General features: G+C 69.4%; 12 protein-coding genes and 1 tRNA gene. 7 read left to right on the plus strand and 6 right to left on the minus strand.

The genetic code is table 11. The features are described from left to right. Nucleotides 1-270: 270 nt before the first annotated feature. Nucleotides 271-1236, minus strand: coding sequence for a D-2-hydroxyacid dehydrogenase (locus ACFY2B_RS25620; protein ID WP_390765400.1), 966 nt, complete (start codon nt 1234-1236; stop codon nt 271-273). 579 nt (nt 1237-1815) lie between these two features. Here ACFY2B_RS25620 and ACFY2B_RS25625 point away from each other — a divergent pair. Together ACFY2B_RS25625 and ACFY2B_RS25630 are read left to right on the plus strand one after the other, a co-directional pair. Next, nucleotides 1816-2547, plus strand: a complete 732-nt coding sequence (locus ACFY2B_RS25625; protein WP_390765401.1) for a decarboxylase — start codon at nt 1816-1818, stop codon at nt 2545-2547. Nucleotides 2548-2783: 236 nt separating this feature from the next. After that, on the plus strand, nt 2784-3872 hold the full coding sequence (locus ACFY2B_RS25630; protein ID WP_390765402.1) for an LLM class flavin-dependent oxidoreductase: 1089 nt from the start codon (nt 2784-2786) through the stop codon (nt 3870-3872). Here ACFY2B_RS25630 and ACFY2B_RS25635 read toward each other — a convergent pair. Beyond that, a complete protein-coding gene (locus tag ACFY2B_RS25635) occupies nt 3851-5689 on the minus strand; it encodes a putative bifunctional diguanylate cyclase/phosphodiesterase (RefSeq protein ID WP_390765403.1) in 1839 nt (612 codons plus the stop codon). The two genes, ACFY2B_RS25630 and ACFY2B_RS25635, sit on opposite strands and share 22 nt — an antisense overlap. A gap of 349 nt (nt 5690-6038) precedes the next feature. Between ACFY2B_RS25635 and ACFY2B_RS25640 the strand changes: the two genes are divergently transcribed. Further along, nucleotides 6039-7250, plus strand: a complete 1212-nt coding sequence (locus ACFY2B_RS25640; RefSeq protein ID WP_390765437.1) for a M6 family metalloprotease domain-containing protein — start codon at nt 6039-6041, stop codon at nt 7248-7250. A gap of 99 nt (nt 7251-7349) precedes the next feature. Here the strand turns inward: ACFY2B_RS25640 and ACFY2B_RS25645 are convergent. From ACFY2B_RS25645 to ACFY2B_RS25655, 3 genes are all read right to left on the minus strand, one after another. Continuing rightward, a tRNA-Lys gene (locus ACFY2B_RS25645) sits at nt 7350-7423 on the minus strand. Beyond that, complete coding sequence (locus ACFY2B_RS25650; protein ID WP_390765404.1) at nt 7414-7992, minus strand: bifunctional DNA primase/polymerase; 579 nt, start codon at nt 7990-7992, stop codon at nt 7414-7416. Before ACFY2B_RS25650 ends, ACFY2B_RS25645 begins: the two co-directional genes overlap by 10 nt. 152 nt (nt 7993-8144) lie before the next feature. Further along, nucleotides 8145-8516, minus strand: coding sequence for a hypothetical protein (locus ACFY2B_RS25655; RefSeq protein ID WP_390765405.1), 372 nt, complete (start codon nt 8514-8516; stop codon nt 8145-8147). A gap of 688 nt (nt 8517-9204) precedes the next feature. Between ACFY2B_RS25655 and ACFY2B_RS25660 the strand changes: the two genes are divergently transcribed. Both ACFY2B_RS25660 and ACFY2B_RS25665 read left to right on the plus strand, forming a co-directional pair. Further along, nucleotides 9205-10383 (plus strand): transposase, encoded by a 1179-nt coding sequence (locus ACFY2B_RS25660; protein WP_390765406.1) that lies wholly within the window; start codon nt 9205-9207, stop codon nt 10381-10383. Further along, entirely contained in the window at nt 10289-10597 is a 309-nt protein-coding gene (locus tag ACFY2B_RS25665; protein WP_390765407.1) for a transposase, read from the plus strand. Before ACFY2B_RS25660 ends, ACFY2B_RS25665 begins: the two co-directional genes overlap by 95 nt. Nucleotides 10598-10853: 256 nt before the next feature. On the opposite strand, the gene ACFY2B_RS25670 is transcribed toward ACFY2B_RS25665, so the two are convergent. Beyond that, nucleotides 10854-12005 carry a helix-turn-helix domain-containing protein gene (locus tag ACFY2B_RS25670; RefSeq protein ID WP_390765408.1) on the minus strand — a complete coding sequence of 384 codons (1152 nt, stop codon included), beginning with the start codon at nt 12003-12005 and terminating at the stop codon, nt 10854-10856. A gap of 696 nt (nt 12006-12701) precedes the next feature. On the opposite strand from ACFY2B_RS25670, the gene ACFY2B_RS25675 reads away from it, so the two are divergent. Together ACFY2B_RS25675 and ACFY2B_RS25680 are read left to right on the plus strand one after the other, a co-directional pair. Next, complete coding sequence (locus ACFY2B_RS25675; protein WP_390765409.1) at nt 12702-13157, plus strand: NUDIX domain-containing protein; 456 nt, start codon at nt 12702-12704, stop codon at nt 13155-13157. Nucleotides 13158-13216: 59 nt separating this feature from the next. Next, nucleotides 13217-14143, plus strand: coding sequence for a hypothetical protein (locus ACFY2B_RS25680; RefSeq protein ID WP_390765410.1), 927 nt, complete (start codon nt 13217-13219; stop codon nt 14141-14143). The last annotated feature ends 48 nt before the right edge of the window (nt 14144-14191 follow it).

Here is a 14191-nt window from a genome sequence, read left to right on the forward strand (position 1 = left end):
TGGCCACCCGATTCCCGGACCTTTCGCTGCTCACGCGGACGTTTGCGGTCAGGGCCCGGTTTCCGGGGCTCCGCGCCGACCGTCCGTACCGCGGTATCGCGACGCACCACCGCCGTCCGGTGACATTTATCAGGGGAAATACGGGCAAAAGCGGGATGCGCGGCGTGGCCGCGCCGTACACGCCCTCGAAGCCACCCCGGAGAACCAGAGGGAACGGAAAATATCTGTCGGTGCGTCCCGCGTCGCCCGCTCGGGTACGTGCCGGAGCGGTCAGTGACCGGGCACGTACCCGCGCTTCTTGTCGACCACGTTCATCAGGGGCCTGCCCGCCTCCCACCGCTCGTACAGCTCCACGAACTGCGCGCCGAGTTCGTCCCGCCAGCCGACCGTGTCTCCGCTCATGTGCGGGGAGACGATCAGCCCGGGCGCCCGCCACAGCGGGCTCTCGGGCGCGAGCGGCTCGGTGGCGAACACGTCCAGGGCCGCGCCCGCGATCCAGCGCTTGGACAGCGCCTCGACGAGCGCGTCCTCGACGACCAACTGGCCGCGGCCGACGTTGACGAAGTGCGCCGAGGGCTGCATCACACCGAAGCGCCGGGCGTCGAACATGCCGCGCGTCTGCTCGGTCAGCGGCGCCGCCGCGATCACCCAGTCCGCGCGCGACATCAGCCGGTCCAGGTCGGCGGGGCCGTGGATGCCGGTGCGCGGTACGCGGCCGACGACCGCCGACGTCACCTCCAGCGCCTTGAGCGTGCGGGCGATCGTCCGGCCGATGGGCCCCGCGCCGACCACGCACGCGCGCGTACCGGCCAGCCGCCGGGTCTCGCGGTGCCGCCAGGTCCGCTGCCGCTGGAGGTCCAGGGTGCGCGGCAGGTCCTTGGCGATCGCCAGCACGAGTGCCGCCACGTACTCGGCGACGGGCCGGTCGAAGATCCCGCGCGCGTTGGTCACCACGGTGTCCGACCCGGCCAGCTCCGGGCACAGCAGGTGGTCGACGCCCGCGCTCGCCGTGTGCACCCAGCGCGGGCGCGGACCGCCGCCCGGCCAGGCCGCGCGGACCGCGTGCGAGGTGAAGTCCCAGACCAGCAGGACGTCCGCCGTGGGCAGCAGCCCGGCGAGCGTGCTCTCGTCCGCGTGCACGACGCGGGCCCGGCCGGTGAGCCGGCCGAGACGGGGCAGGGGGTCGGCGTCGAGGACGAGGAGCGTCGGTACGGACGTCGGTACGGGCGTCGGCAAACCGTTCCTCCGGATTCCGGTGCGGAAGACAGGACGGGCGGGACGAAACAGGACTCAGGTGGGAGAGACAGGACTCAGGTGGGACCAGGCAGGGCACAAGGCGGGGCGGCACTGGACGGGGCGGACCGGGCGTGGCGGCGACCGGGCCGGGCGGCACAGGCACGAGACTGCGGAGACGGAGACGGAGGAGAACGCGCCATAGGAGAAGGAGACAGGGCGGACGGGGCAGAGCAGAAGGAGGCAGGGCGGCGCGCCGTGGAACGGGGTCTGACATGGGCGGATTGACCACGCTCGCACCCGAACCTGCCCCCGTCAACACGGCCGCGACCGACCGCCGTTGCCCTCCCGGTGATCCGCCGTCCGGACGCGGAGCCACGGTTCCCGCGCTGTCGGCCAAGCAGGTAACGGTAGGGGCGGTGCCGCACCCGGCTGGGTACCCGAGAACGGTGGGGCCGTACCGGGCGCAGCGCCGGGAATCCGCCACGCCCACGGGGCGGTGGGCGAGGCGGCGTACGGGCGGTCCGTCCCGCCGGAAGAACCGCAGGAAGAACCGCCGGAAGAACCGCAGGAGGGCTGGACATGACCGCACTCGGATTCCTCTACCCGGGGCACTCCGCAGAGGACGACTATCCGCGCATCGAACAGCTCCTGGGCAGCGACATCCGCGTGGAGCTGGTCCACACCGGCCTGGGTGAGGACACCGACCGGGCTGATCCGCTGGGCCGCCTGGGCACGCCGCAGCGGCTGGCGGCGGGCGCCGAGGAGCTGCGGCTCGCGGGTGCCGAGGCCATCGTGTGGGCGTGCACCAGCGGCAGCTTCGAGTACGGCTGGGAGGGCGCCCACGAGCAGATCCGCGCCCTGGCCATGGCCGCGGGCATGCCGGCCTCCTCGGCGTCCTTCGGCTTCGTGCACGCGGTGCGGGAGATCGGGGTGCGCCGGGTGGCGGTCGGCGCGGCCTACCCGGACGAGGTGGCCGGGCTGTTCGCGGACTTCCTGCGGGCCGCGGGCGTCACGGTGACCGGAGTGCGGTCGTCCGGGGCCGGTACGGCCACGGAGATCGGTGACTGGGGCGAGCGCGAGCTGTTCGAGCTGGCCCGGCGGGCGGACCGGGCCGACGGGGAGGCGCTGCTGCTGCCGAACACGGCCCTGCACACGGTGGCCCACCTGCCCGCGCTGGAGAAGGAACTGGGCAAGCCGGTCCTCACCGCCAACCAGGTCACGGTGTGGGAGGCACTGCGCCTGACGGACCGCAGGGTGAACGCCCCGATGCTGGGTTCCCTGTTCACCCGGGAGCCGATCATCCAGGTCTGAGGCCCCAGGCGTCACCCCGCGCCACCGCGTCCCCCGGTCCATCCCCCTGCCCCTCCCGCCTGCCCATGCCCCCTGCCCCTCCCGCCTGCCCTTCCGGCGTTCCGTCCGCCGGTTCGCGCACGACCCGCGCCACCCCCGAAGCACCCCCCGGGAATAAACCGGAGTCACCCTCCTGTTGCCCACCGGAACACTGCGCACAGCCGCGCAGCGCACGGCGAAACACAGGAGGCAGCACCGTGGCGGCAGACGAGATCCGGGGGACGGCCCACGGGACCGCACCCGTCCCCCTCTCCGTACTGGACCTGGTGACCGTGGGGGCGGGGAGTACCGCCACCGACGCGTTGCGTACCAGCGTCGGGCTGTCCCGGTTCACGGAGGCGCGCGGCTTCCACCGGTACTGGGTCGCCGAGCACCACTCGATGCCCGGTGTCGCCTCCTCCTCGCCGGCGGTGATCCTCGCGCACCTCGCCGCCCACACCGAGCGGATCCGGCTCGGCTCGGGCGGTGTGATGCTGCCCAATCACGCGCCCCTGGTGATCGCCGAGCAGTTCGGCACGCTGGAGGCGCTGGCACCGGGACGGATCGACCTCGGCCTCGGGCGGGCGCCGGGCACGGACGGCGCCACCGCCGCAGCGCTGCGCCGCTCCGACACCCTCAACGAGGGCGCCGACGACTTCCCGCAGCAACTCGCCGAGCTGACCCGGTTCCTGGACGACGACTTCCCGGACGGCCACCCCTACAGCCGTATCCACGCCATTCCGGGCCCGGTGCAGGGCAGCGCGCCCGGCGGTGTCCAGTCCCCGCACCGGCCGCCGGTCTGGCTGCTCGGCTCCTCCGGCTTCAGCGCCCGGCTCGCCGCCATGCTCGGCCTGCCCTTCGCCTTCGCCCACCACTTCTCCGCGCAGAACACCGTCCCGGCCCTCGACCTGTACCGGGAGAACTTCCGCCCGTCCGAGGTGCTCGACGAGCCCTACGCCCTCATCGGGGTCGGCGCCCTCGCCACCGACGACGAACGGGAGGCACGCCGGCAGACTCGGGCGATGGGGCTGAACATGGTCCGGCTGCGCACCGGCCGGCCCGGTCTGTTCCCCGACCCGGAGGAGGCCGAGCGGCACGAATTCAGCCCGTTCGAGGAGGACTTCATCCGCTCCTGGAGCAGCAACGTCGTGCACGGGAGCGCCGAGGAGGTGCGGGCCGGCCTCGACGCGCTGCACAAGCGCACCGGCGCCGACGAGCTGATGATCACCTCCCACGCCCACCACGGTGACCTGCGGCTGCGCTCGTACGAACTGATCGCGGACGCCTACGGATTGCCCACCGCGTAGGACTGCGTCGCCAGCAGTTCGGAGATGCGGTCCGGTGACACCGGCCGGGAGTAGAGCCAGCCCTGGCCGGTGTCACAGCCGATGTGGCGCAACCGGTTCGCCTGGGCGGAGGTCTCCACGCATTCGGCGGTGACCGTGAGGCCGAGCCGGTGGGCCAGCTGGATCATCGCCTCGACGACGACCTCGTCGGCCGGATTCGGCTGGTCGCCGGGGTCGTCGTACTGGAAGCCGCGCACGAACGAACCGTCCAGTTTGAGGACCGACACCGGCAGCCGGCTCAGGTAGGCGAGGTTGGAGTAGCCGGTGCCGAAGTCGTCGATGGCGATGCGTACGCCCATGTCGCTCAGCGCCTGGAGGGCCTCAAGGGGGCGGCCCGCCGAGCCCATCACCGCGGACTCGGTCAGCTCCAGCTGCAACAGGTGCGGGGCCAGCTCCGTCCGGGCGAGGGCGTCCGCCACGTCGGCCACCAGGTCGGAGTCCCAGATCTGGCGGACCGCCACGTTGACGCTCACGAAGATCGGTTCGCCCGGCTGGTCCAGTTGCCAGCGGCGTGCCTGGCGGCAGGCGGTGACCAGCGCCCAGCGGCCGAGCGGCACGATCGAACCGTCCTCCTCGGCCAGCCCGATGAACCGATTCGGCGTCAACGTGCCGAACTGCGGGTGGTGCCAGCGGACCAGGGCCTCCACCCCGCGCAGCCGGCCGTCCTCCATACCGACCAACGGCTGGTAGTCCAGGACGAATTCACCGCGGTCGATGGCGGGGCGCAGCGCGGAGGAGAGGGCCTGCCGGGTCATGCGGTGCGCGTTGCGCTCCGGGTCGAACAGCGTCCAGCGGCCCTTTCCGTCGGCCTTAGCCCAGTACAGGGTGGTGTCGGCGGCCTGCATCAGACCCGTGGCGGTCGTGCCGGCCGCGTGCCGCTCGACGACCCCGATGGAGGCCGTCAGCGACAGCCGCCGGCCCATCAGGTCGAAGGGGTCCCGCAGCGCGGTCAGCGTGGCCTCGGCCAGCTCGGCCAACTGGTCGGTGCCGGTCGAGTCCTCGACGAGCAGGGCGAATTCGTCGCCGCCGAGCCGTGCCACCAGCGGGGTGCCCGCCCGTCCGGAGCCGGCCTCGTCCGCGACCCGGGACAGCCGCTCCGCCACGGCGGCCAGCAGCCGGTCGCCGACCCGGTGGCCGAGGGTGTCGTTGACCGCCTGGAAGCCGTCCAGGTCCAGGTAGCACAGGCCGATCCGGCCGGTTCCGCCCTGTTCGTAGGCGTCCGTCTCCAGCGCCGCCGTCAGCCGCTCGAAGAACAGTGTGCGGTTGGGCAGCCGGGTCACCGGGTCGTGCATCTGCAAGTGCCGCAACCGGGCCTGGAGTTCATGGCGGGCGCTGATGTCGGCGACGGAGAGCAGGATGCCCTCCTCGGGTCCGGTGAGCGGGGCGATGGTGACCTGCACCCACACCGAGCGGCCGTCGGGCTGCTTCACCCGCCGGGTGCAGCGCAGCCGCGCCTGCCGCCCGCGCAGCACCTCGCGGTAGGCGTGCCAGGCGCGGGCGTCGGAGGCCAGGTCGACCAGGTCGGCCGCGACCCGTCCGGTCAGTCCCGCGGCGTCGGTGCCGAGCAGCTCGCCGAGGGCGTCGTTGGCGCTGACCACCAGGCCGCCCCGGTCGACGACGGCCATGGCCAACGGAGCCGCCGTGAAGACGGAACGGTAGGTGTGGGGTGGCGCCCCGGCCCGCGGCCGGGCACCGGGAGGCGTACTGTTGTCACTCTCTGTGACGGCGGACCGGTCGAGGTCTGCCGCGGGCGTCGGCCCTTCGGACGTTCCGCTCACCGCTCGCTCCCGCCGTGCACTCGATCTCTGTCCGTGCAGGAAAGTGTGCCGATCATAGAGGCTGGCCCGAGGGCCGTGCAGCCACCTTCCAGTGTCCCTGATCGACCCACCGTTCTGACAGATCGTTTCTGCCCGTGCCTGGACGGGTTCTGCGGGCCCCCGACCGCTTGTGACGTTCCGTGAGTGATTCGGGGTGTCGGTCGTTCAAGGGTGGTCACCCTTCTGGTGCAGACAAACAGGGCGTTATACGGCAAAGTGTCCCAAGCTGGGTGCGGTGTCCCGTGCTACCGCACCCGGAGGTGCCCCTTTGCCGCCCCATCTGCGCAGTGCTGCCGCCGTGTTCACCACGATGTCGGCGCTCGCCGCGACGTCGATCCTCACCGTCCCGTCGGTGGCCGAGCCGTTCTCCACGGCGCCCTGTGCCCTGCGGCGGACCGACGCCCACCACTCCGAGGGGGTGGACACCTGGAACCCCGCCTACCCCCGCCCGACCCGCCCGCTCGACGCCGTGATGGTGTTCCTCTCCTTCCCGGACTCCACCCCGCGCAGCGCACCCGCCCAACTGGCCGCCGACCACTTCCCCGGCACCAGCCGCTTCTTCGAGCAGGTCTCCTATGGCCGGTTCACGTTGCGTCCGCATCCACTGGACCACTGGATCCGCATGCCGCAGCCGTCGGCGTCGTACGCCATAAAGCGTGACTGGAACGCCGCGCAGCGCTCCGCCTATCTGCGTGACGCGTTCGCGGTGGCCGACCGGGAGGTCGACTTCTCGCGCTACGACGTCGTCTACTTCGTGGCCGACCCGGACGCGCCCGGCGTGGACTCCGACGCGACGAAGGTGGTCAATCTGGACGCCCCGGTGCGGGTGGACGGCAAGGAGATCCGCCGGGTTGTCACGGTCTTCGAGCGGCATCCGCCGGACCGGCTGGTTCTCGCGCACGAGACCGGGCACCTCTTCGACCTGCCGGACCTCTACCACCGCCCGGCGGACGAGCGGGGCGACTGGGACACCTACGTGGGTGACTGGGACCTGATGGGCAGTCAGTTCGGGTTGGCGCCCGACCTGTTCGCCTGGCACAAGTGGAAACTCGGCTGGCTCGAACCCCGCCAGGTGCGGTGCGTACAGGGCGCCGGACCGACCCGGCTGACCCTGGAGCCGCTGGGCGCCGGGGAGGCACCGGCCGGCGCGACCGCGGGATCCCCGGCGTTCGGGCTGGGCGGCGGGGTGAAGCTGGCCGTCGTGCGCACCGGGCCGGACAGCGCGCTGGCCTTCGAGGCGCGCGGCCCGGCCGGGCCGGACAGCGGGATCTGCCACCAGGGTGTGCTGGTGTACCGGGTGCACAGCGCGGCGGCGTCCGGGGACGGTCCGATCCAGGTGGTGGACGCCCATCCGCGCACCGAGGGCTGCTGGGAGGGCTCGGTCTACCCGCCGCTCGCCGACGCCCCGGTCGCGCTGGGTGAGAGTTTCACGGTGCCGGGGGAAGGCGTACGGGTGGAGGCGGAGGCCAGGACGGCGTCCGGCGCCTGGACGCTGAAGATCACGCCGAAGCTCGGCGGCTGAGCGTGCCGGGCAACGGAAACGCCGGACGGCGGAAACGCCGGACGAGAGAAACACTGAAGGGTTCACGCCTTTGGCGTGAACCCTTCACCGTCATCACTGTGCGCCGCCAGGGACTCGAACCCCGGACCCGCTGATTAAGAGTCAGCTGCTCTAACCAACTGAGCTAGCGGCGCCTGCTGACGTCGTAGACCTTAGCACCCTGCTCGGCGGGAGGAAAAATCGATATCCGCACGGTTTCCCGGGCCGCCCGGACCGCCGCCCAGAGCGCGACCTCGGGCCCGGGCAGCCACGGGTGACGGCTGTCGGGGGCGACCAGCCAGCGCGAGTCGTCCCGGGTGGCGGACCGCTCGGCGTCCGGGGTCCGCAGTGCCGGTACGGTCACCGCGTCCCCGGTGCCGTGGCACAGCAGCGGCGGCACGCCGCAGGTGCGGCCCCCGCTGCCCCACTCCTCCCAGGCCAGCAGCGAGGGCAGGCGCTGAGCCGTGCCCGGGGCGGTGAACAGCAGCACCCGGCCGCGGAACACCGCGACCGGTCCCGACCCCGGGCCCTCGGCCCACAGCCGGTCCAGCATCCGGCGCCCGAACACCGCCGGCGCGCTGACCACGTCGAAGACGGTGCCGCAGGGCAGGACGAGCGGGGCGTCCGGCCGCTCCTCCCACAGGGCGAGCGTGCTCCGCGGATACGTTCCTGCGGAGACGAGCCAGGCGGCGCCGTCGGCGGTGACCTTCCGTGTGCTGCTCATGACCCATAGGTCTACCGCCGGTGAAATTCCGATCGCGCTGAGTTGCGGAAATTCGGGACGCGGCGGTGTAAGAGGCAGTATCTTGCCCGCTTGGCATATGCCCTGGGCGGATGGCACGACACGGGTCCCGGGCGCGACACGGGCCCCGGGCCTCACACCGGATCGGCGGTGCCGCGGCCCTCCGCGTCGACCCCGCGCATCAGGTCCCGGCCGAACTCCACCATCTTCTTCGCATAGTCCTCGGTCCACTCCGCCCGCTCCGCGATGTCCGCGGGCGTCAGCCGGTCGAAGCGGCGCGGGTCCGCCAGCTGGGCCGCGGCGACGGCCTGGAACTCGACGGCCCGGTCGGCGGCGGCGCGGAACGCCTGGGCCAGCTCGGTCGCCCGCGCCAGCAGGGCCCGGGGATCGTCCATCGACTCCAGGTCGAAGAAGTGCTCGGGATCGGCGACCGCCGCCACGGGCTCGAAGAGCAGGGGCGCGGGGCGTAGCCGCGGTTCGTTCCGACGCGGCGTGGGCTCCGCCATGTCTCGTCCTCCTCGTACGGTTCGGGTGGCCGCCCCTCAGGCTGCGCCACCCACCATTCTCCCGCGTGCCCGCAAGACCCCCTCGCGGACGGCGGGTGATCGGGTGACCGGGCCCGGCAGGGCGCGGCCGACGCGGTGCCCGGCCGCGGCCCGGCCGATCCCCGGTGTCCGGCCGTGGCCCGGCCGAATCGGCCCCGGCAGGGGCCGGCCGGCCCCGGCAGGGGCCGGAGAATCGTCGTGACCGTGGAACGGTCGGGGAAGAGCGGTCGTCCGTCCACTGTTTTCACAATCCGCGGTGCCAGTTCCGGTGACTCTGCGCCGCAGCCGGCCAGCACGGACAGCGACAAGAACGGGGACACTTCCCGTCACGCAAAGGCGCGGCCGGCCAGCGCGGAGCGTGAAGAGAACCGAGCACGGGTCGTCCGCCTGGACGCTTACCGTCCGGTGCCCGAGCAGACCCCCGATCCCGCGCCGGGACCGAAGCGGTCGGCGCCGTCCGGTGGCACGAATCCCTTCCTTGCACTGCTCTAACCCCGGCTATTCAACGGAATTGGGCGAGCTGACGCCCCGATAACAGAAAGGTGCCGCTGACCTGCAAGGATGTGAGTGTCGAAGTCATATCCGCTGCAGAAGTCAGGGCACCTTTCTGGTGAGTGAGCGTACAGGGTGGGACCGTCGGCTGTCGGTGGTGGCTGACGGGAAGAGGCTGATCGGGCATGCCGGGGCGGTGCTGCTGCGCCAGTGCGCGGACCGCACAGGGCTCATGCAAGCGCTGGCGAAGGTGCTGCCGTCCAGCACAGCGGCCGGCTGGCGGGAACGGGCCGGGGTACTGGTCCAACTGGCGATCGCGATCGTGCTCGGGGCGGCGAACATGTCGGAGGCCGAGCAGCTCCAGCTCCATCACCGGCCGCTGTTCGAGCCCGCGGCCTCGGACTCCACCGCCCGTCGCACGCTGGCCGCGCTCGACGAGGCCACCCTGATGAAGATCGCCAAGGTGCGGGCACGGGTGCGTCGGCAGGTGTGGAGTCTGCTGCACCTGCGGCCGGGCGGCTTCCCCTGGCTGGTCGTGGCGGGCAAGCGGCTGACCGGGTGGATCGTCATCGACATCGACGCCACCATCATCACGGCCGCGTCCAAGAAGGCCGGGGCAGCGGTCACCTTCAAAAAGACGTTCGGGTTTCATCCGCTGGCCGCGTGGTGCGCGAACACCACCGAGTCCCTGGCCATGTGCCTGCGGCCGGGGAATGCCGGAGCAAACACGGTGGCCGACCACATCACGGTACTCACCGACGCCCTCGCCCAGATCCCCGGCTCCTCGGCCGCGAAGATCCTCATCCGGGTGGACGGGGCCGGAGCCACCCACGGACTGCTGGAACACCTCGAAGCGTTGAACACCACGCGGCGCACGGTCCGCTACACGGTCGGCTGGAAGATCACCGAAGACGACGAAAAGGCCATCGCAAAGCTGCCCCAAAGCGACTGGGAGACCTCCGTGCACCAGGACGGCAGCCTCCAGGAGGGCTACTTCATCGCCGAGTTGACCGGGCTGAACACCCGCGAGGGCTGGCCGGAGGGCATGCGGCTGATCGTGCGTCGCGTCAAACCCACACGTCGGCACCTGAAGAAACTGACGGCCTTCGAGAAGAAGACCGGCTGGCGGTACTGCATCACCGCCACCAATATCCGGCACATGCGGGGCAGGCATCGTCGGCTCGGGCCACAGCCAGTTCCTGGACGTGCTGCACCGCTCGCATGCCAGCGTCGCGGACCGGGTGCGCACCAACAAGGCGATGGGACTGGACAACTTGCCCTCCGCCTCCTGGGAAGTGAACTGCGGCTGGATGCTCGCCGTAAACCTCGCGAGTGATCTCGACGCCTGGGTGCGGCTGCTGGCCCTGCACGACGTCGAGGGCCTGGCCGACGCCGAGCCGGAGACCATGCGCTTCCGCCTCTACCACCTGCCGGCTCGCCTCGCCGATCACGCCCGACGCCGATGGCTGCGTATCGACGCGACTTGGCCCTGGGCACAAGCGTTCACCACCTGCTGGCAGCGGCTCACCGCCCTCCCGGCTGTCACCTGACGGTCGGACACTGCCGCGACAAGGACCAGGAAGGAGAAGACCGGCAGCACTCCGGGCCCGTGGAGCCCGGCGCACCCGCGGCGTCACACGACGGCCCACCTCGAACGGCCCGAGGACATTACGGGCGAACTGCCGAGCAGGTCAGCCACCAAATCCTGCTGACGAATCGAGGCTAAGCAATCAAAGAATCAGCCCCGACCTTCATTGAGGTCGGGGCATTCTTCGTTGCAGGGAGGTGGCAGCATGCCGAATGTTGCTACCCCTCAATCGACTTGAGACCCTGGAATGCTTCCCGAAGGTCAGCACTCTCGGGCAGTTGTCGAGCCTCAACAGCCTTGACGACTTCCAGTGCGCGCCAATGATTCGAGGGGACAACCCTCCCGGACAGAATGGCTTTCTGTACCGAATCACATGCTTCGTCAAGCCGGTCTGCCTTGAGAAGGACCAAAGCCAGATCGATATTCGCGGAAGCGACACGTCGAGGCCACTGGCTTACATCATCACTCGGGCTCAGTTTCTTAATTACTTCCCTGGCGTACGGCTCGGCCGCTGAATCCCCAAGCCATGCGAGGGTCGTAGCCGTATAGGACAGAGCCTTTCCGGGGTCATAGCGGTAATGATGCTCTGGTGTGTCAGGTGTGCCGATAGCGGCAGAGAGATCCTGTACCCGTTCAACGGCCGAGTAGGTCTCTTTCCCGTTGCCTAGCCGTGCGCTTGCCCGGCCCTCTTGTGCCGTGGCCTGAATAATTGCGGAGCCACCTGCGGGTGCTATCTCCTGTGCGGCTCGGGAGAGGTCAACGGCCCGGACGTAGTCCCCGTCAGTGAGAACCCGCCAAGCCTCGGTTTCATAGCACCAAGCCTCGATCTCACGGTGCCCGGCCTCCCTGGCAAGTGTTGCGGCCGTCTCCAGAAGTGCTGTAGCGGCATCGTCTTGCATAAGGTCGATATGGGCTGTAGCGCCGAGTAGAGAAAGCCATCCACCGACGACCAGCAGGCGACGGTGTTGCGAAAGCGTCATGCGGCCGTCGAGCAATTTTCCAACATAAGTGGAGTGCTTGCGTACCTGCCTCAGCAAATCTTCCGGTTTCGCTTTGGGGTAGGCCATGGCCAAACCGTCAAAGGCGCGCTCTAGACGTTCAAGAGTGGCATTCCCTACATCACTTGCCTGGGCACGTCGGGCCAATTCCCAAACGTCCATCTCGTCGTCATGAGTGCTGCTGTCTCCTACTTCCAGGGACAGGCCGAGATATTCGTTAATGGCTTGTGTCAACTCGGAAGACGGAGCTTGTTTCCCGTTGAGTACTCGACTCAGATAAGCAACGTCGTAATGGAGTTCCTTGGCCGCACCTCGCAGGCTCTTCCCCTGCGCCTTGAGCGCCGTCCGTACCTCAGACCCGAAGTCGATCATGGTGCAGCTCCCGTTGACTGTTGACCGCCATCGTAGTCAACGCTGGTCAACTCCCCCATGTATGCACGGAATCGGTTGAGTGGACAGACGCAACTACAGAAGACCCCCGCGACGCGCGAACGTCCGGGGGCGTGGTCACCAACCATCAAGGGGTTGACGACAGTGCCCAAAGCTACAGCCAGACTGCCGGAGGGGTGGAAGCCGCTTGAGTCGGCACCCGCCAGTGACGGCACGCGGTACTGGTACGCAACCGCACCGTTCTCTGCGGAAGCGCTCAGGGAGCAGTACGGCGAACAAGCGGCCGATCTGGCTCAGACGGTCGACGGCCTTTCCTGGCAGCACCTTTGTAACGAGGCGTGGAGCCAGGATGAGCGGTACAAGCGACTGACCGGCGGTGAGGCGTGACGACCCCCGCGAAGGGCGCCGGTGCCCGCCTGAGCGGCTTACCGGCCCCCGAGTTGGTCAGCCTGGTTGAAGGATCGGAACGGCCCGCAGGTGGCGGCTGGTGGGAGGAGTACGGCGGCGCTCTTGATCCGGTGTCCGGCGTGATTGCCTTCCCGCCCAACTCCCTGCCCCGCTGCCCGTTCCCTTGTGAGCGCTGCGCCCGGCAAAAGGACGCGTGACCCGCAGCCCACGGCATAGGTTGGATCAAGCACCGCAGGCGCCTGGTGCGCTTGCCCTATCGAAAGGGTGCGTATGAAGCGAATCATTGCCCGAGTGTGGAAACTCATTCGCGGCCCTCTGCAGTGGCGCGTTCTGTGGTTCGCGCACGCCAAATTTATGGTTGGCGTGACGGGCGTAGTGCGGAACGAGGCGGGGGAGGTCTTGCTACTCAAGCATCGCATGTGGCCAGCAGACCGGCCATGGGGACTTCCGACCGGCTACGCAATCAAGAGCGAGGAATTCCCGAAGACCATCGTTCGAGAGGTTCGGGAAGAGACCGGCCTTGAAGTCGTTCCGGGACGACTGGTTCAGGTAACCAGCGGCTACAAGCTTCGCGTAGAGATTGCCTACGAAGCGCTTCACGTGGGTGGAACTCTCAAGCTCGACGGCTTCGAGATTCTGGAGGCGAAATGGTTCAGCCCGGACGCACTCCCGGAGGGAATGCAGGAGTCTCACATTCAGCTCATCAAGACGGGTGCGGCGAGTTAACGGAACTGGCTCCGAACGAGTCCGTAACCGGCGCTAAAGCGATGGCCGCACTGGGGGCCATGCGCGCAGATGTGTCCCCCCTCACGGGCAGGCACCCCGACCACGTATTCCGGCCGCTGTCGGAAATGCTCAGTCGGTGGGCGGCAGATGGCATCGACACCACCCCATTCCATGCGGGCGTCGAAAACGCCAAACGCCGGTACGCGGGATACGGACTAACGAAGATACTGCCGTTCGGTCGAGTCCTGGTCGGTTGCGAATCCTCGCGGGTCGGTGCCTTCGGTGGCTTCCACCACCCGGACCAGGGATACCGGCACCTTCAGATGGTGGCCGTCATCACCATGTACGGGCCCATGGAGCGCCGGAATCCCGAGCGCCCTGTGTTGGCCCTCCTCGACCTGCTGCGCGCGTACGCTCATGACTGCCTCCACTACGGCTCGCGTCGGCGATATGTGGAAGTGGCCGGGGTGCCCGTCCGTACTCAGTACGGGATCAACTACCGCCGAACAAACGGACAGTCCTACTCGGCTGCCGACCAGCGTGGAAGTCACCACACGCGAAACCTCGGGATCGTCATGGAAGGCGCATGCGACAGAGAGGCACGCGCCATCACCCGGCAGACGGCAGAACGCTTCGGCGTGACGGAACCCTCAGACGTCCTCGGCGCACTCGCGTTCCGGGACGCCACAGGAACGCTGAAGACAGATGACGCCGGGCGCGTGGCAGAGGTGAGGGAAAGCGAAGAACAGTCTCGGTACGCGGCGGCACTCAGCGGCTATGAGCAGGGCGTGAACCGTCGGTACAACCACTTCCTTGAGGAGTTCGCCCCTGGGGAAGAGAACGAGTGCCACATGCGCCTTCTCGTGGCCATGATCAGTGGTGACGCAACGGCGCTGGGAACGTGGCTGGATGAACGGCACGGCCCCGGCACCTTCATGGGTCTGTTCCGAACGCCGGGGTACTTCGACCCCGCCCTGATCGCCTGAGCGGCCCCCAGACGGCCCCGTCCGTGCGTCCATCCCCCGTGGCGCATG

The sequence above is a fragment of the Streptomyces sp. NPDC001270 genome (assembly GCF_042896695.1).
Lineage (GTDB): Bacteria > Actinomycetota > Actinomycetes > Streptomycetales > Streptomycetaceae > Streptomyces.